Here is a 17,423-nt window from a genome sequence, read left to right as displayed (position 1 = left end):
AAAACATAGAAAAGAGAGTATTAAAAGCCTGATGGCAGTAATAAAAGGTAGGGGGAGTTTCATGGTCAATCCTTGGCTAACATAACTCTTTAAAGTATAGCCAATGACATCGAAAACGCTTAAAAATTGTTCCTATTTTAAAGCGTTAGCTTAGGCAACTTGAGTTAAAAAATGTGAGCCCGCATTTAAGCCCATTTCATAACCCGCACTGAGTTTTTCAAATGATTTAGTTGTTCGACCAACAGCAAAGTTGGGTGGCGGTGCAATAATATTAATTTTACAATCGCTTGGTGGGTTGGTAATAAAATCAATGCTTTGATTGTAATTTTCTGCGCGTCTTAAGGTGGCTTCTGCTAATGCAGGGGTGTTTTTATAAAGACGTTTAACGAACCAAGGCGCTTTTGAAGGCTTTTTCTTATAGCCAAGAGGCTGAGATAAAATAACGGTGATTTCTTTATTACCCATCTCGTATGCTTTACGAATAGGAATAGAATCTGCCACGCCACCATCAGTAAGTTGCAAATTGTCGATAACAGGAAATTCTCGATAAGCAATCGGCAGCGCACATGAGGCTTTTAATTGCTGTTCAAGATGAACCGCATTTGCTTTTAAGTACTCTGCCTGTCCAGTTTGAATATTGGTTGTGACTATATAAAATTCACTGGCTTGTTTTTCGAAGGTGTCGAGATCTAGACGAATATCACGGATGGTTTCTTGCCACAGCCAGTCTAAATCAAACAGATGGCCACCTTTAATAAATCGAACAAAATCGATGAACTCTGGTCGGCAAGAGTAATCGGTAATCACTGCATGGTTACGTTTGTATTGGGCGCACAAATAAGCTGCAATGTTAGTGGCTCCGGCAGAAACACCATAGCATTGATTAAAAGGTTGGTAATTGGCTTGAATAAAAGCATCCAGTACGCCAGTGGCAAAAATGCCACGCATTGCACCACCTTCTACAACGAGTGCCTTATTATTGTTCATTTTCGCAACCTTGCTTGTAACCGTGAGTGCTTCTAACCATAGCAAACACGGTTACAAAACTAAATAGAGTTTTGGCTCTAAATGAGGTTTAACTATTGCTGAGTTATACCGCCTCTACCCAAAGTACACCAACTTGTTTGTCGGTTACTTTTACTGTGCTACCAGCAGCAATGGGAGACTGACTTTTTAATTGCCATGTAATACCCGAATACTGATGTGTGGTTAACCCTTTATCATCAACATCGGCATTAACGACAAAGGTAAGCTCAGCAAAATCGCTATGTATCGGCTTAGTATCGGTTTTATCCTGCATGCGTTTGAGAGGTTTCCAAAGCACGAGAGCAAAACCAAGAGTAAACACGATATTGCTCCAAAGCGCGGTAGTGTAACTCGTATCAAGTAGACCTATATTCATTAGTAAGCCACTGGCAAATAAAGATAAGCCTAAAAACAGTAATACATAGGTACTCATACCCAGTACTGCAACTTCAACAATTAGCGCGATAACACCTATAATCATCAGTGCTTCGGCTAAATGGGTATCTAAAAATGCCATCAGCCCACCTAACTTTGTTGCTTTTTATTCAAAGAGTTAATAATAGACATACCTTGAGCTACAAGCGAGCTTGCGTCAGTACCACTTTCAGGAAGTAATACCACAGATGACTCACGAGCAATGGCTTCTTTAGCGGCAATGGCTTTAGTGGCTAGGTCGAGTTGAATTGCTTTTTGGCCTTGCTCTGTATCGGCGGCTTCACCCACTTTACGTAGTGCATCTGCTTGTGCTTCAGCAACGGCGATAATCGCTTTCGCCTCACCTTCAGCGCGTAAAATTTGCTCGGCTTTTTCAGCTTCGGCAGCAAGGACTTGCGCTTGCTTTTTACCTTCTGCCACGTTGATAGCAGATTGACGGTCACCTTCCGATTCTAAAATTTGCGCACGTTTTACACGCTCAGCTTTCATTTGTGCTTCCATGGCTTCCATTACAGAATTAGGTGGCACAATATCTTTAATTTCGTAACGTAAAACCTGAATACCCCAAGGCTCAGATGCTTGGTTAATCGCTGTAACTATGTTGGTGTTTAACATGTCGCGCTCTTCAAAGGTTTTATCTAGTTCCATTTTACCAAGTTCAGAACGCATCGTTGTTTGCGATAGCTGAGTAACCGCAAATACATAGTCATCAACACCATAAGTGGCTTTATACGGGTCAAGCACGCGGAAATACAGCACACCATCGACGATAAGCGAGATGTTATCTTTGGTGATAGCAGACTGCGAAGGCACATCTTGCGCTTGTTCTTTTAAACTGCGGTCAGCGGCAATACGGTCGATAAATGGCACAATAAAGTTTAAGCCGGCTTCTTTGGTCGAATGGTACTTACCAAAACGCTCGATTAACCAGGCACGATTTTGCGGCACAAATTTAACGCTACTTTTTAGTAGCACTAAAACAAAAATTAGAAGAAAGACTTCTACATTTAACAACAGGTCTAAAATGCTAGAAACGGGGTCCATGTACTTTCCTTAATACAATTAATATTATTTTTCACTGCTCAGATTACCACCACAAAGCAAAGCGCGCTATTGATTTGTAATCGTTACCTGTTTAAGTGCAGTTTTATTCTTTATGCCTTGTATTAATAATTCAGTGCATGTTTTATCAAATACATATGTTGATCTGCTTGTGCGACAATCTCTTCAGCAGTTTTTTGTGTACCTAAAAACATGGTGACGCCGACACTGGCTGAGCCCTTATAGTTAAGATCTTGGTGAATAAACTCAACTTCGATGGCTGTTTGTAGTTTATCGGCAACGCGATAGGCATTTTGTTTGGCTGTTTGCTCATTTCGGCTTAGCCCTTCAAGTAATACAACAAACTCATCGCCACCAATGCGGGCTAAACAGTCTTTTTCGCGCACAACTGTTTTCATTCTTTGTGCAATCTCAACAAGATAAGCGTCGCCGGTATTGTGGCCATATTGATCGTTTAATTTTTTAAACTTATTAAGGTCGATAAATATTACTGCACCATAGTTTTGGTCGCGCTTGCTCATTTGTAACGCAAGCGATAAGCGAATATAAAAATAGCGGCGGTTTAAAAGTTCAGTTAGCGGGTCGGTGGAGGCAGCGTAGAGGAGTTGTTCTTCAAGGTGTTTTCGTTCGGTAATGTCTGTTGCAATACCTAAAATGCCGATGACTTTGTTGGGCTCTGTGTCGCAAATAATAGGGGTTTTCACTTCCCAGAAAATATATTGGTGTCCGTCGGGAAAGGTAAGCTCAACTTCTTCACGGGTACGCTCACCGCTGAGCACCCGCTTGTCTATTTTTGCTAGCTTTTTTACGTCAGGAATTGGGAAAAAGTCCACATCACTTTTATGTTGTAATTCTTGCTCAGAGCAAGCAAATAAACCCAAGGTAAGCTTATTAGCATAAACGTAATGCCCGAGCTCATTTTTTATGTAAACGTATGCGGGTACGTTATCAAGCGCAAACTTTAATTCAGCAACATGAACGGGCAATTTAGAGTTATTAAGTTCGGCCACAATATGTCCCTATATAACAAGCCATAAATTGATAGTGAACGAAAATATCTTATTAAACAAGACTGACCACAGAGCAAAAATTATAACTAATGATTTAGGTATAGTTATGAAAAATAAATAAAAAATTAATAGTTAGGATGGGTGATGAACTTTGTTATTAGGTGTATTTTAGACTCGTTTGGTTATCTCAAATTTTAACTATTTTTTATTACTGTGTGATTAAAAACTTCCTTGTTTTTAGTCATCACTTTGGCTTTTATGCTTTGTTGAGAATGGCAAGGTGTTTTGTATGATGCGCGCTAAATAAGCGACAAAAAATATAACCCGTTACAAACATTGATAAGCTATAGGTTGCTCCAGGAATTGCCATGGCGGCATTATTGATTAAGGTACTCGCAATTAAAATGGCAAGGGTGCCATTTTGTAGCCCAACTTCAACCGCAATGCTCATTTGTTGCTTGTGATCTAAGCCCGATATTTTTGCAAAAAACAGCCCTAGTAACAGCGTGCTGAGGTTTAATGTCAGCGTTGCAATGCCACTGGTCGCAAAAAAGCTCAGCATTTGGTCAGCATTTTTATGAATAATGCTAAGCACTATCACAATTAAGAATACACTCGAAAAACGACGTATAAAGGGTTCTATTTTCAAGCTCAAATGGGGTTTAAAGTGATTAAATACCATTCCTAAACAAACAGGAAGTACCGTTATCATCAGCATTTGCACTATGGTTTTAATCACTGGCAAAGCGAATTCGTGGCCCGGCACACTCAATGTATGCATGGCAAAATGCATAATCAGTGGCAAGGTAAACGGTGAGATAAATGTTGCTAGCGTTGTTAGACTTATTGAAAGCGCAACATCCCCTTTGAATAAATAGGTATAAAGGTTTGAGGTCACACCACCCGGGCAGCAAGCCACTAAAATCAGGCCAATAGCGAGCTCTGGGGATAGGGTAAAACTCATTGCTAATAAAAACGCAACGCTTGGCAATAACAGTAGTTGGCAGCTTAAGCCTATTGAAAGTGCTTTGGGGCTAATAAATAATGCCCTAAAGTCTTGCTTTTTAAGCCCTAACCCCATGCCAAACATGATGATAAATAGTGCTAAAGGCAGCACTATTTTAGTCATGATATCAATTTGCATGGTATATCCTTATTGATCGTAACCCGGACTTTTATTGTCGAGTAAGCGCAGTAAGGCAGGCCAAGCAATTGCGCCGCCCAGTCCCTTAGTAGCAACTTCAGTTTGCCCTTTGATACCCTCAATAATCGCGCTAGGTACTTGTACGAGTTGCTCGGTATTTTGTGAAGTACGAGTTTGTACAGCACATGCAGCTTCAAAAATATACATAAACAAAAATGCATCAGCGACCGTTTTACCCACAGTTAATAGGCCATGATTACGTAGCATTAAAAAGTTATTAGAACCTAGGTCATTCACTAAACGGTCTTGTTCTGCAGGATTAAGGGCAATGCCTTCGTAGTCGTGATAACCCAAACCTGAGTGCACAACAACAGCTTGCTGAGAGATAGGCAATAAGCCGTCTTTGTTAGCAGACACTGCTGTGCCATTGAGTGAGTGGGTGTGAATAACGCAGTGGGCATCATTACGGGCCATATGAATACAGCTATGAATATTAAACCCCGCAGGGTTAACTGGGTATTCACTGTCATGCAGCTTATTACATTGTTGATCTACTTTGATAAGACTTGATGCGGTAATTTCGTGAAACATCATGCCATACGGGTTTATCAAAAATTCGTTGTCTGTGCCGGGAACGCGCATTGAAATATGGGTAAAAATTAAATCATCCCAGCCATATAAAGCAACTAGGCGATACGCGGCAGCGAGCTCAACACGGGCTTGCCATTCTTGCTCTGATACTGTGTGTTTCATCGTCATGGTGTTTTCCTAAAATGGTACTTTGCGAATAATAATGTCTTTAAACATGACCCAATCACCAATAAAGCTATAAAAAGGGTGTGTAAAAGTAGCGGGGCGATTTTTTTCAAAAAAGAAATGACCAACCCAAGCAAAGCCATAGCCCACAACTGGGCATAAAATTAGCCAGCTATATTGCTGCTGATAAATAGCGGCAAACAAAATAGCCAAAACAATCCAACTGCCAATGAAATGTAAGCGTCGACAGACTTTATTTTTGTGTTCTTGTAAGTAATAGGGGTAAAACTCTTTAAAGCTCGCGAACTCGCGTTTACTTGCTACAGTGCCCATATTGTTGTCTCCGTTGTTAATTACAGGTTAACAATAGGCTTTTATTCTTTTATTTACTTGATAATATAGGTCATTAAATTGTTTGTTTAGGACGTGCATGAGAACCTTATCAAGCTGGTGGCTTCGTGCTATGGCTGAGTCGTTTAAGTGGCAGGGTTTACCAATTAATGAATTGTTTGCAGCGGCAAATATTCCTTTAGCAGAATTAAGTAGCCAAACAGCCCGATACCCACAAGCCAGTGTCAGTATGCTTTGGAAGCAGGCGCAAGCCATGTTACCAAACACCCATTTAGGTCTTTATGTTGGCAGTAACATGAATGTACGCGCTATTCCGGTGGTAGGCATGGCGATTATTCAGTCAACACAGTTATTGAGTGCTTTTCGGCTGATATTGCGTTATCAAAAATTGATGGGCGATACACATAATGTGTCGCTTATCGATCATGGAAGTGAGTATGAACTTCGCTTTAACTTTAGTGATGGTGAGCGTGATATGTCACTGCTAAGCTACGAAGCGCCCATGGCGTTTTGTGTAAAAATAGCGCGCACTGTAAAGGGAAAAGATTGGCACCCAACGCGAATTTGCTTGCAGCGTAAAGAGCCTCACAGTGAGATTAATGCGCACTTTAATTGCAAAATTGAATACGGCGCAACGACCCACAGCCTGTTTTTTAGCGAAAATACCGATAGTGAACCAGTTTTATCAAGCCAGATGAAACTAGTGACGCAAACGAATGTGACGCAGGTATTGAGAATTTTGCTTGAAGAGCATTTAATTCAAGGCCAAACCACCAGTAAAGCAATGGCAAAAGCACTTAATATGAGTGAAAAAACGCTGCAGCGCCGTCTTGCAAAAGAGGGCACAAGTTTTAGTAAAGAATTAGCAAGTTTAAGACAGCAAAAAAGTGTGTCATTGTTAAACGAAACAGATCTTTCAGTTACTGAGATAGCCTTTTTATGTGGCTACTCTGAAATTAGTGCATTTCATCATGCATTTCATCGCTGGTATGGCATGTCGCCAAAAACCTACAAGCAAAAAATGGCAATAATAGCAGAGTCATAATAAGCACGGTTTTATTCAGTGAGGTGTTTGTATCTAGCGTTTTAACTAGTAAAAAGGTACAAGTTGGCGTTTGTTCCTATTCTGTTTGAGTTTGATAATTATTAGTAAAAAAACAACAGTAAAAGCTTAAATAGCAATTGCTTAACACAGACTTGTTACCTAAAATTATTGATAGGACGCAAGGATGATCTAAAACCAAAACTCCACCATTAAGTATGAGGCTTGCTGAATGCGAAATCTATCGCTGCGCACTATTTTTATTAGTTTTGTGTTAATTGCATTGTTTGTTGTCACTGTGGTTAGCGCCTTAATCAATACCAGCCAATTCTCTCGGCTTTATTACCAACAAACAGAAAAGCAATTATTGCCTGACGCTGTGGGTAAAGTTGCTGCCGAAATTGACGCTCAAATGCGTTACCCCATCTCTGTGTCACAGTCTTTAGCTGAAAACCAAATTCTGCATACGTGGATGAACGAAGGTGAGAAAAGCTCGCCAATTCATCAACGTGTGATGGCGTACTTTGCTGACTTACAAAGAAAAAGTGGTGCGTCATCGGTGTTTTGGGTAAGCAAAAACTCAATGAGTTATTACACACAAGACGGCTTTTTCAAATCAATCTCACAAAGTGAGCCAAGAGACAGTTGGTTTTTTGACTTTATTAGCTCAGATAAACGCCAAGCGCTCGCTTTAGATGTAAGTGAGCAGGGCGGACACCTCACTTTATACGTTAACACCTTGGTTGAAATTGCAGGGCAACGCCTTGGTGTTGCAGGGCTTGGTTATGATATTTCAGATATTTCTAGCATTGTTACGTCGCGTAAAATTGGTGAGCAAGGGTATTTATTCTTAATTGATGAGAGCAAGCGAATTATTGCACACGCAAATGATGCTTATATTGGTAAACAAGTCACAAGCGTCGCTTCACTAAGCGCATTACAAAGCTTTTTGAGCAGTAAACATACTGGCTTTACTCTATCGCAAGTGGAGCTCGCAGATGAAGATGTTTATGCTGGGGTTATGCCAATCGAAGGCACTGGCCTTACTCTTGTGGCGGTTCAGCCTAAGCAAGAGATATCAAGCGCGATTAATACAGTCGTTTGGATGTCGATTATCGTAAGTGTCGTGCTTGCAGGTATATTTTTAGTGTTAACACTTTATTTTGCGAATTGGCTAAGTAAGAAAATACGCAGTGTGGGCGACGAACTACTGGGTATGGCAGGCCACGGCGGTGACTTAACAAAACGTTTAGATGACAGTGTTGATAATGAACTGGGGCATCTTGCTAAAGGCTTTAATGCCATCATAGGTAAAGTAGCTGAGTTGGTAGATGAAATCAGTGTCACCGAGCAAGCGATGCGAGAGGGGATTGACGACCTTGCGAGCTTTGCCAACAAAACCTTTGTTGCTACCGAAGATCAGCGCGCGCAAACCGATCAAGTTGCCACAGCTATTACAGAAATGGGGCAAACTATTAATGAGGTGTCTGATATTGCTCATCGCACAGCAAGCGACACGGAAGAAGCGGTACGAGAAACCGTGCAAACCAATCAAAGTATGGCTGCCACAGCACAAACCATGAATGAACTGAATGACATTTTGATCACGGTTGATAAAAGTATCGGTGAGTTTGCAAATCAAGCGGCTGAGATCAACTCGGTTGTTGAAGTAATCAATGCAATTTCAGAACAAACTAATTTATTGGCACTCAATGCGGCAATTGAAGCGGCAAGAGCGGGTGAGCAAGGTCGTGGCTTTGCGGTCGTCGCTGATGAAGTACGCTCACTTGCACAGCGTACGCAAACATCGACTTCTGAAATTAGGGAACAGATTTCGCGTTTACAAAGCTCATCATTGCAATCACAAGAAGCGATTGCCGAAGGTACGCAAAGTAGTCAAAAAGTGACTGAGCTTACGCATATTGCAGTGTCTGCACTTCAGTCTATTCAGCAGAAGTTTGAGATTATCAGCCAAGGCAATCACCAAGTTGCAGCAGCCACAGAAGAGCAGGGCACGGTGGTTGAGCATATCAATCAGTCGGCTCATGATATTTCAGACAGTGCAATGCAAATACATGATAACGCTGAGCAACAACAGCGTGGTACGCAAAGCTTATTATCGCGTGCTCAGCACCTTAAAGATTTAGTCAGTCAGTTTAAAGTTTAATAGCCTGCTTTTTAAATCTGCTTCGAGTAAAAGGCGTTAACAACATGTGTTGTTAACGCCTTACTGTTTTTTAGCTTACAAGTGAGTGTTTCAGTTTACTTGTTTGCTGCTAATTCCTTTCTTATTAGTAACACATCGTGCAAAAAACTTTCAAAAAGGGACTATTAACTAAGTTTTTAGTGCGTTTAAGTGCGCTGCGTATTACAATTGAGACTTTATATCATTACCGCATTTCCAGCTGATAGGTATTTCACTTCTTCATGACAGATATTACAACACACCAAGCATCTAGACGCCGCTTGTTGATTGCCTTAGCCATAACGTGCTCGTTTATGGTGATACAGGTTATTGGCGCCTATTATTCGAATTCGCTTGCTGTACTTGCTGATGCTGGGCATTTGTTTGTTCATAACAGTTCTTTATTCATCGCGCTTATTGCCTCAAGCATGGCGATATATTTCGCGAAAAACTTTAATGATGGCTACCAGCGAGCAGAGCTCACGGGTGGCTTGATCAATGGCATCTTATATTTAAGCATTAGCTTAATTATTCTTTATGAAGGAGGTGAACGTTACTTCCATCATAGCGATGGTCATGATTTACAAATTAATAGCTATTTAATGTCGGTCATTTCAGCTATTGGTTTTTTGTTTCATGGTGCTGCAGCATGGGTGCTATACAAAGGGCGCAAAGCAAGCATTAATGTGTATGCGGTGTTTTTACACTCGTTTTTTGATTTAATTTCAACGGTTTCAACCTTCTTCGCTGGTATTTTAATCCACCTAACTGGCTGGGCCGAAATTGATATTATTTCGAGTATGTTGATTGCTACCTTTGTCTTGTTTACTGGGGTTAAAGTGATCATTCGTTGTATTCAAGGCTTACTTGAAAATAGAAGTAAGCTGCCGAATGTAGCTGATATTGAACAAAGTATCGCTTCGGTTGAACATGTACAAAATGTTCATAATGTCACGGTAATGCGCCAAGACAAAGACATTATTGTTGGTGCGCACGTTGTTTTAAAACAGCATTGTACCGTTGAAAAGCATGACGAAGCATGTCGCTTAAAGGTCGAAAAACTATTGCAATCGCGCTTTAAAATTGGAAAAAGTGTGCTGCAAATAGAAAGTCATGAATGCCACCATGTTAATTAAAGTGGCAAAAAGTTTAATTTTCTTTTAATTTAAAGGTATCACTATGAAGTTAGGATACCTTTTTTGCTTCAAAATAAGCCTTCATTTTTCAACTTTTTAGCCGCAGTACTGCTTGGTTGTATTGCGGGAGTTGTTAATTTACTACCAATTTGGTTTTTAGACAGCTCAGAATTTCTTCTTGGTCAGTTTTTTGTGATCCTAAGCTTGCTGCTACTTGGTTGGCGGTTTGCAATAATCACCTTTATTTTAAGTACAGGGTTTATTTTTTACCGCTGGGGGCATGCGTGGCCGTCCATAGTATTTGCACTTGAGCTTATTTGCTTACAGGTATACTGCTTATCAAAAGCGCGGCCGGTATTTTTACGAGGCATGCTATTTTGGCTGGTGATAGGCCTGCCACTACTTTGGAGTTTTGGCCATTTCTTTTTAGGTTTACCAATTTTAACGATTGCTATTGCACTTGCTAAGTACTGCTTAAATGCGGCAATTTACTTATCTGTTATTGATTTACTGAGCTTCTTCTTTAGCCGTTATTCGTGGCATAAACATTATTCGTCGCTCTATAAAATACTTAACTATGTTGTTACTTTACTGGTTGTACTGGTAGTCATATTAACCTCTGTAGTACTAACCAATAACCATTATGCGCGCATTGAGTATGAGATAAATTCGCAGTTAAAAGAAAAAGCCAAAGAAATCGCACGCACCATTGATGCTCACCTTGATCATAATAAAAAAGGGGTGGTACTCACTGCCAGAAGCATTGCCAACGGTGTCCCTCGTCAAATTGCTCTTGAAAATATGGCAAACCTATACCCTGATTTTAGAACACAGATAATTGCTGATGCTCTTGCTGATGTCACTCATTTTTATCCACAATCGTTAGCGATTAGTTTGCAGCAGTCAAACATTCGCGCCAATGTGGCAGATAGAGATTACTTTATAAATGCACCTAATAATGAGCTTGGTTATATCTCTACAATATTTAAAGGTCGTGGTTTTGGTTCTTTACCTATAGTTGCAGTATCAGCACCGATTTATATTGAAGATACCTTTACTGGCGTCGTTGAAGGCTCACTGATGTTTGATTATTTTGCAGGCCTCAGGCCCAGTCTATTTAGTCATCAAGGCGAGTTGTTGATTTTAGATGCCAGCAACAAAGTGGTATTTAGCACATTAGATGACTTTACAGAGCTACAACAATTAACAGATGAAGAAATAGATTTGTTTGCAGACGAAGCTCGTTTTAAGATGTTTGATGCTGAGAACGAACAGCAGTTTTACGCCAGAGAAGCTCGCTCAACAGAGCATAACTGGATTGTAATGACCATGCTCAATCGCAAACATGCCAATAATGTTGCGGTGAATGCATGGGGTCAGTCTTTGGTGATGATATTGTTTATTATTTTATTAACCAGTGTGTTTATCACGCAATTGAGTCGCTGGTTAATTGCTCCTATCGAAAAGTTAGCTGAACAAATCGACAAATTTGAACCTGAGCGGGCAATCACAGATACCGACTTACCACAAACTTGGCTAGAAGTGAGTCGTTTGCAGTCGCAGTTTTCGAGTTTAGCTAATAAGCTAGCGCTTAATTTTAATCGCTTGCATCAAGCGAATCACGAAAACGAAGTGTTGAATAACAAACTGACCGATTTTAATGCCCAGCTCGAGCAACAAGTTAATGATAAAACGAATGAGCTAGTCGAAGCTGTTCGCTTAGCGAATCAAGCCAACCGTACTAAGTCGCAATTTTTAGCGAACATGAGCCATGAAATCCGCACCCCGCTCAATGGTATTTTAGGCATGACTCAACTGCTATTAGAAAACCCTAAACTACCCGAAACTGAGCGTGATGAGCTGGCGATGATCCATCAAAGTGCTAATAACTTATTGTTGATTTTAAATGATATTTTAGATTTCTCGAAAATTGAAGCGGGCGCTCTTAAACTTGAAGACCGTGTTGTTGAAATTAAAGCCTTACTGGCACAATTAGCCAAAGTTTTTAGTAGCACCAGTGTCAAATCTGGCGTTAAATTTAACTTGAGCATTGCAGACAACATACCTGAGTATATCCGCCTAGATCCACTGAGGTTTAGCCAAGTAATCAATAACATTTTGAGTAACGCGGGTAAATTTACTGAGTCTGGTGAAATAAACATGCAATGCCAAATGGTTAATGGTGCACTAGCAATAAAAATTCGCGATACAGGTATAGGTATTTCTGCAGATCAGCAGGCTAAATTGTTTACAGAGTTCACTCAAGCCGATATATCGACCACCCGAAAATATGGTGGTACTGGGCTCGGGCTCACCATTAGTAAACGAATTATAGAGTTGATGGATGGAGAGCTCTCTTTAGTGAGCCAAGAAGGTGAGGGCAGTGAATTTACTATTATTGTGCCAGTGATGGTAAGCGATGCAGAAGCAACTGCAGAACAAAGTACAGACAAGCCAATACTTAGTGGCATAAATGTATTAATTGTTGAAGATAACCCTGTAAATCAAATCGTGCTGCAAAAAATGATGCAAGACACCCAGTGTACTATCAAAAAGGCAAACGATGGCTTACAGGCACTTGAAGAGCTTAAAAGTTTTACGGCAGATATTATATTGATGGACTGCCAAATGCCCCACATGGATGGCTATCAATGTACACAAGCAATTAAACAGAACCCTGCGCTGTATGGCGAAGCTATCATTATTGCTATTACGGCGAATGCCTTTGAAGAGGACCAAAAGCGCTGCCTTGTAGCTGGCATGGATGACTTCATCTCGAAGCCCATTAATAAAGATGAGCTTTATCGCTGCTTAAATAAATGGTTTAAAGCGCGTTTAGTCGATCAATGATTGCCTGAATCGTGCTTTCTGCAATGAGATCATCGGCCAACATGGGTTTTGCGAAGTAGTACCCTTGTAAATCTTCGCAGCCCATCTCTGTTAAGAAGCTGATTTGCTCACTTGTCTCAACTCCTTCAGCAATACAATATAAGCCTAAGTTCGATGACAACGCATGGATGGTTTTAATAATCGATTCATTACTTTTATCTTGGCCAATGTTTCGCACGAAGCTTTGGTCAATTTTGATCACATCAATCGGGAATTGACTTAGGTAAGTTAGTGACGAGTAACCTGTGCCAAAGTCATCAAGTAATAGTTTGAAGCCGGCATTTTTAAGTTTTTGCAGCTGCTTAGAAGCTTTTTCTTTATCTTCTAAAAGCGTATTTTCTGTAATTTCAAGACGCAGTTGCACAGGCTTAACCATGTGATTATTCAAAATAAGTAATAAGCGTTCAGTTAAGTTTGATTTTAAAATATGCGTTGGCGACAAGTTTAATGATAAATAAAACTGTGGGTTAGCACGTAGCATTGGCAGCAGCTCTGTTAATGCTCTATCAAGTGCTTGCTCAGTCAACGCATCGATTAGACCTATCTCTTCAGCAATAGGAATGAATTCGGCAGGTGATACAAAACCTTGCTCGTTCTTCCAGCGCATTAAAAGCTCAACGCCGTTTATTTTTTTAGTTTTAGCATTAACAATAGGCTGATAGTTATTAAATAACTCATCGTCTTTAAACGCATCTTTCAAGGCATTTTCAAGTAACAGCTTTTTGGTAAGCTGGTTATTCATCTGCTCTGTGAAATATTTAAAATTGTTACGGCCAGATTGCTTAGCATGCATCATGGCTATATCTGAATTTTTAATTAAATCATCTGCTGTTTTCGCATCAAATGGGTAAAGAGCGACACCAACACTTGCTGAAATGTTGATTGAAAAGTCGTCAATTATAACCTTGCTTGCCAGTTCTTCAGTGAGTTTTTTAACGAGATCACTGAGTGTTTGTGGTGAGTGAAGGTCTTTAATAAGAACCAAAAACTCATCACCACTTTGACGGCCTATTACGGCGTTTTCGGGTAACATTAGGCTTACTCTTTGCGTGATATCGCAAAGTAATTGGTCGCCGACAGCGTGCCCGAATGAATCATTTACTGGTTTAAATTTATCTAAATCAATAAATAATAATGCAGCTAGTTTATTGTATTTTTTGGCGTTATTTATACAGTTGCTAATTTTTGTATACATTAAAGAGCGGTTAGGCAAGCCCGTTAACGGGTCATAATTTGCTAAATAACGCAAATCGTCTTCAGCGCGTTTTTGCTCTGTTAAGTCTGAAATTACAATTACATAATGACTAATTGATTGGTTTTCCTTGGCTACAGCCGTGACACTAATATGAACTGGGTGTGCAGGGCTTTTTAGCGTGCGAATAACAGCTTCTGTTTTCCAGTTTTGCTTTGGTTTAAGTGTTTTTAATACGTCTATATATTCAAGGTATTTTGCACGGCCTATAGCTGCAATAAAGTCGCGACTAGTAAGCTCTGCAACATTGTTTGGCGTGGCGAATGCTTCACCAAAACTGGCATTAGCAGAAAATGGTTTGAGTTGATTGTCTAAAATTAGCAACCAGTCGTTTATTTGCCCAAATGCTTCGCCGAGGACACTGGCTTGCTGGGCATTAGCGCGTTGCTCTGTAATATTGGTATAAATACCGGTTATTTTTAATGGGCGGTTTTTTTCATCGGTTGCAATAGTACGACCAATGTCTTCGTACCAAAGCCAGTTACCATTTTTATGTTTTAAACGGTAAGTGGTATTCCATTGTTGGTTATTTGTTTGCTTACAAAATAGTTGCCACTGGCTAGTTACGTTATTGCGATCGTGCGGGTGCACTAAGCTCACAAACTTGTTGAGGCTTATACCATCTTTATACTCGGCATAGCCCAGTTCAGCAGAAAAGCGGGTCGTTCTTAAAAACTGTTCTACTAGGTTAATCTCCCAAACACCACTTTTAGTACTACTTAAAGCGAGTTCGGTTTGTTGCTGTGATTTTACAGCTTCTGCATGAGCACGACCGATCATTTGCTGGCGAGCACGGTATTGCCAAAATAGGAAAAACAAAACAGCTAAAACAATAATGACATAACTTGCTTTTGCAGCAGGGGATGACCAAGGTGCATGTGCAACATTAAATCTTAGTTGTCTAGACGCTGATATTGCATCGCTTAACTCGATAGACGACGACACTGATAACACATAATCACCAGGCGGTAATTTGGTAAAAAAGACCTCATTGGTTGTTAACTTGTCGTATTGCAGTGAGGTTGGCCCATCAAGGGTCACTCGATACGATGTTTTATCTTTATTAATGGTATCAAAGTTAGAAAAGGTGACTGCTAAGCCCATATCATCATAAGTGATCTGCAGAGGCGTATTTACATATTTATATGGATGGTAGTTAAGCTCTCGCGAAAGCAAAGATACATTGGTAATTTCGGTATTTATATTACCAGCCTCTACAGGCGACGATAAAAAGTCCTCTGGTGAAAGTAAAAGTACGCCTCGGGTACTACCAAATGCAAGTTGTCCGTTATGTAAGGTGGTGTCGGCATCAATGTTGAATTCATTAACGGCTAAACCATCGCGAATAAAGTAACGGTCAAGTTCTAAGGAGCTTAAATCAAGGCGGTAAAGACCATTTTGAGTACCTAACCATAAAAAGCCAAAACGATCTATTTGCAATGCAAAAACAGATTTAGCTTTTAAGCCAGACTGTATATTAATACGATGTTTAACTTCATAAGTTTTAGCATCTATGCCAATAAGCCCTTCGTCAGCTGAGCCAAGCCACAGGGTGTTGTTATAATCCATCACCCAGTCATCAATGGTAGTGAACGCTAATGGGTTATAATTTTCTGTTTGGTATATCAGTGTTAACTTTTGAGTCTGCTCATTGTAGCGGTACAATTTGCCAGACATACTCAGTACGTATTCGTCGGGGTGGTCTGGCAATGGCTTTAAAAAAGCATGGGCATTAACAAGGTCAACTTGTTCTTTCAATCCTTTAATGGTGGTTAGTTCGCCTGTTTTACCATTGTACTTATAAAAATTTTGGTCATCTAAAAATGCAAATTGATCATTGCCCATAGCACGAAAGCCCCAGTTAGGGCCGTAATTTATAAGGTGCATGGTCTCAGCATTGCCTTTTATAGGCACTAATTTGCCTGTCTGTTTATCAAACAAGGCAAGACCTATGTATTTCATTAGCCACAGATAACGGTTGCTGTCATCAATGTTAGCTTCAGTAATACCATAAATACCATGCTCACCATGAAAGGCTTTTTCATCGTTACTAACTAAGTAGGGTGTAATATCTTTAGTAAGTTGGTTGTACTTCATTAGGCCATTATCTGTACCTATCCAAACGGTATCATTTTGATCTTGTAATACCGACCAGACATTATTATTGAAGCGAGCTTGGTTATTTTTTAATTCAATGTGTTTAAAACGTCTTGCTAGTGTTGACCATGTGAAAACGCCCTGTGAGCGGGATGCAAGCCACAGCAAGCCAGTTTTATCAATCATTACATCTTGAATTGAATTGTCAGACATTAAAAACTTACTTTGTTCAAAGTTTAAGATGAACTCAACTGACATGGTTTGGCGATTAAATTCGAACAACCCTTTTTCTGTGACGATATATTCACCGAATGAGCTAACAGAATAATCCCAAATATTTAAGTTAGGGATCAACAGCCTTATCTTATCAAACGCCAGTAAACGGTTAGCGTTAAAAGGGATATCAAACATGCCCTCAACAGTGCCTACAAATAAGCCGAGCTGCGCATCGACCCTTAAAAATTTTACGTTTTTATTATCTTCGGTGACCTGAGATTTATCGGTTAGCGGAATATGCGAGATATGATCATCTGCAAGGTTTTTTGAAAAAAGCCCATTCGATGTGCCTATATATAAAAAGTTGTCGTGCAAGGTGAGTGCCCGCACAATGTGCTCTTCTTTATTGATAGAAAACTCATGCAAAAACTTTTTTGATTGCTTGTTGTATGAATAAACGTGCTGAGCAATAGCGAAGTAAAAAAAGTAATCGTCTTCAGTGATTGCTAAAATGGGCGAAAAGAAAACATCTTCAGGGTCTAGTTTGCCAGAATAGATTTTTTCAACTTTTAGTGTTTTTGGGTCGATCAGAAAAGCACCTGAAAACTCAGTGCTGACGAAAATGTTTCCGTCGTCATTTTTATGCATTGCGGTAATTTGTCGCTGATCAAGAATATACTCCCCAGCAAAAGGCGCTACCTGATAACCATCATACCTATTTAAGCCTTGGTAGGTACCAATCCAAATAAAGCCTAAATCATCTTGCACGATTTTAGTTACACTGCCTTGCGTAAGTCCTTCATCGGTCGAAATACGCTGCAT

The 17,423-nt window shown here is 40.0% G+C and carries 12 protein-coding genes; 4 read left to right on the top strand and 8 right to left on the bottom strand.

All coding sequences use genetic code 11. The features are described from left to right. Positions 1–150: 150 nt before the first annotated feature. The 7 genes from AOG26_RS10730 to AOG26_RS10700 all read right to left on the bottom strand — a co-directional run bounded on the left by AOG26_RS10730 (position 151) and on the right by AOG26_RS10700 (position 5,766). On the bottom strand, positions 151–987 hold the full coding sequence (locus AOG26_RS10730; protein ID WP_054562475.1) for a patatin-like phospholipase family protein: 837 nt from the start codon (positions 985–987) through the stop codon (positions 151–153). A gap of 103 nt (positions 988–1,090) precedes the next feature. Further along, complete coding sequence (locus AOG26_RS10725) at positions 1,091–1,543, bottom strand: NfeD family protein (RefSeq protein ID WP_054562474.1); 453 nt, start codon at positions 1,541–1,543, stop codon at positions 1,091–1,093. An 8-nt stretch (positions 1,544–1,551) separates the two neighbouring features. Next, a complete protein-coding gene (locus AOG26_RS10720; protein WP_054562473.1) occupies positions 1,552–2,505 on the bottom strand; it encodes an SPFH domain-containing protein in 954 nt (317 codons plus the stop codon). A gap of 122 nt (positions 2,506–2,627) precedes the next feature. Continuing rightward, positions 2,628–3,533, bottom strand: a complete 906-nt coding sequence (locus AOG26_RS10715) for a sensor domain-containing diguanylate cyclase (RefSeq protein ID WP_054562472.1) — start codon at positions 3,531–3,533, stop codon at positions 2,628–2,630. Positions 3,534–3,789: 256 nt separating this feature from the next. Further along, complete coding sequence (locus tag AOG26_RS10710; protein WP_082401604.1) at positions 3,790–4,677, bottom strand: bile acid:sodium symporter family protein; 888 nt, start codon at positions 4,675–4,677, stop codon at positions 3,790–3,792. Positions 4,678–4,686: 9 nt separating this feature from the next. Beyond that, the gene (locus tag AOG26_RS10705; RefSeq protein ID WP_054562471.1) at positions 4,687–5,436 is read right to left on the bottom strand and encodes a class II aldolase/adducin family protein; all 750 of its coding nucleotides are present in this window, start codon (positions 5,434–5,436) and stop codon (positions 4,687–4,689) included. 9 nt (positions 5,437–5,445) lie between these two features. Then, positions 5,446–5,766 carry a DUF962 domain-containing protein gene (locus AOG26_RS10700; protein WP_054562470.1) on the bottom strand — a complete coding sequence of 107 codons (321 nt, stop codon included), beginning with the start codon at positions 5,764–5,766 and terminating at the stop codon, positions 5,446–5,448. A gap of 97 nt (positions 5,767–5,863) precedes the next feature. Here AOG26_RS10700 and AOG26_RS10695 point away from each other — a divergent pair, with 97 nt between their 5' ends. From AOG26_RS10695 to AOG26_RS10680, 4 genes are all read left to right on the top strand, one after another. Continuing rightward, positions 5,864–6,829: an AraC family transcriptional regulator gene (locus AOG26_RS10695; RefSeq protein WP_054562469.1), complete on the top strand. Its 966-nt coding sequence runs from the start codon at positions 5,864–5,866 to the stop codon at positions 6,827–6,829. Positions 6,830–7,058: 229 nt separating this feature from the next. After that, the gene (locus AOG26_RS10690) at positions 7,059–8,993 is read left to right on the top strand and encodes a methyl-accepting chemotaxis protein (protein WP_054562468.1); all 1,935 of its coding nucleotides are present in this window, start codon (positions 7,059–7,061) and stop codon (positions 8,991–8,993) included. A gap of 260 nt (positions 8,994–9,253) precedes the next feature. Continuing rightward, on the top strand, positions 9,254–10,147 hold the full coding sequence (locus tag AOG26_RS10685) for a cation diffusion facilitator family transporter (protein WP_054562467.1): 894 nt from the start codon (positions 9,254–9,256) through the stop codon (positions 10,145–10,147). Between the two features lie 63 nt (positions 10,148–10,210). Continuing rightward, positions 10,211–12,997 (top strand): response regulator, encoded by a 2,787-nt coding sequence (locus AOG26_RS10680; RefSeq protein WP_235575482.1) that lies wholly within the window; start codon positions 10,211–10,213, stop codon positions 12,995–12,997. Here AOG26_RS10680 and AOG26_RS10675 read toward each other — a convergent pair. Continuing rightward, on the bottom strand, positions 12,972–17,423 hold the full coding sequence (locus tag AOG26_RS10675) for an EAL domain-containing protein (RefSeq protein ID WP_082401603.1): 4,452 nt from the start codon (positions 17,421–17,423) through the stop codon (positions 12,972–12,974). The genes AOG26_RS10680 and AOG26_RS10675 overlap by 26 nt on opposite strands.

It is taken from the genome of Pseudoalteromonas sp. UCD-33C (assembly GCF_001306895.1).
Taxonomy (GTDB): Bacteria; Pseudomonadota; Gammaproteobacteria; order Enterobacterales; family Alteromonadaceae; genus Pseudoalteromonas.
The sequence above is the reverse complement of the archived record's forward strand: the minus strand, read 5'-3'. Positions and strand labels throughout refer to the sequence as shown.

What these genes read in the sequence shown, in the direction of transcription:
- AOG26_RS10730 (WP_054562475.1), bottom strand. Translation starts at nt 987, where the DNA reads ATGAACAATAATAAGGCACTCGTTGTAGAAGGTGGTGCAATGCGTGGC.
- AOG26_RS10695 (WP_054562469.1), top strand. Translation starts at nt 5,864, where the DNA reads ATGAGAACCTTATCAAGCTGGTGGCTTCGTGCTATGGCTGAGTCGTTT.
- AOG26_RS10710 (WP_082401604.1), bottom strand. Translation starts at nt 4,677, where the DNA reads ATGCAAATTGATATCATGACTAAAATAGTGCTGCCTTTAGCACTATTT.
- AOG26_RS10700 (WP_054562470.1), bottom strand. Translation starts at nt 5,766, where the DNA reads ATGGGCACTGTAGCAAGTAAACGCGAGTTCGCGAGCTTTAAAGAGTTT.
- AOG26_RS10725 (WP_054562474.1), bottom strand. Translation starts at nt 1,543, where the DNA reads ATGGCATTTTTAGATACCCATTTAGCCGAAGCACTGATGATTATAGGT.
- AOG26_RS10675 (WP_082401603.1), bottom strand. Translation starts at nt 17,423, where the DNA reads ATGCAGCGTATTTCGACCGATGAAGGACTTACGCAAGGCAGTGTAACT.
- AOG26_RS10705 (WP_054562471.1), bottom strand. Translation starts at nt 5,436, where the DNA reads ATGACGATGAAACACACAGTATCAGAGCAAGAATGGCAAGCCCGTGTT.
- AOG26_RS10720 (WP_054562473.1), bottom strand. Translation starts at nt 2,505, where the DNA reads ATGGACCCCGTTTCTAGCATTTTAGACCTGTTGTTAAATGTAGAAGTC.
- AOG26_RS10685 (WP_054562467.1), top strand. Translation starts at nt 9,254, where the DNA reads ATGACAGATATTACAACACACCAAGCATCTAGACGCCGCTTGTTGATT.
- AOG26_RS10690 (WP_054562468.1), top strand. Translation starts at nt 7,059, where the DNA reads ATGCGAAATCTATCGCTGCGCACTATTTTTATTAGTTTTGTGTTAATT.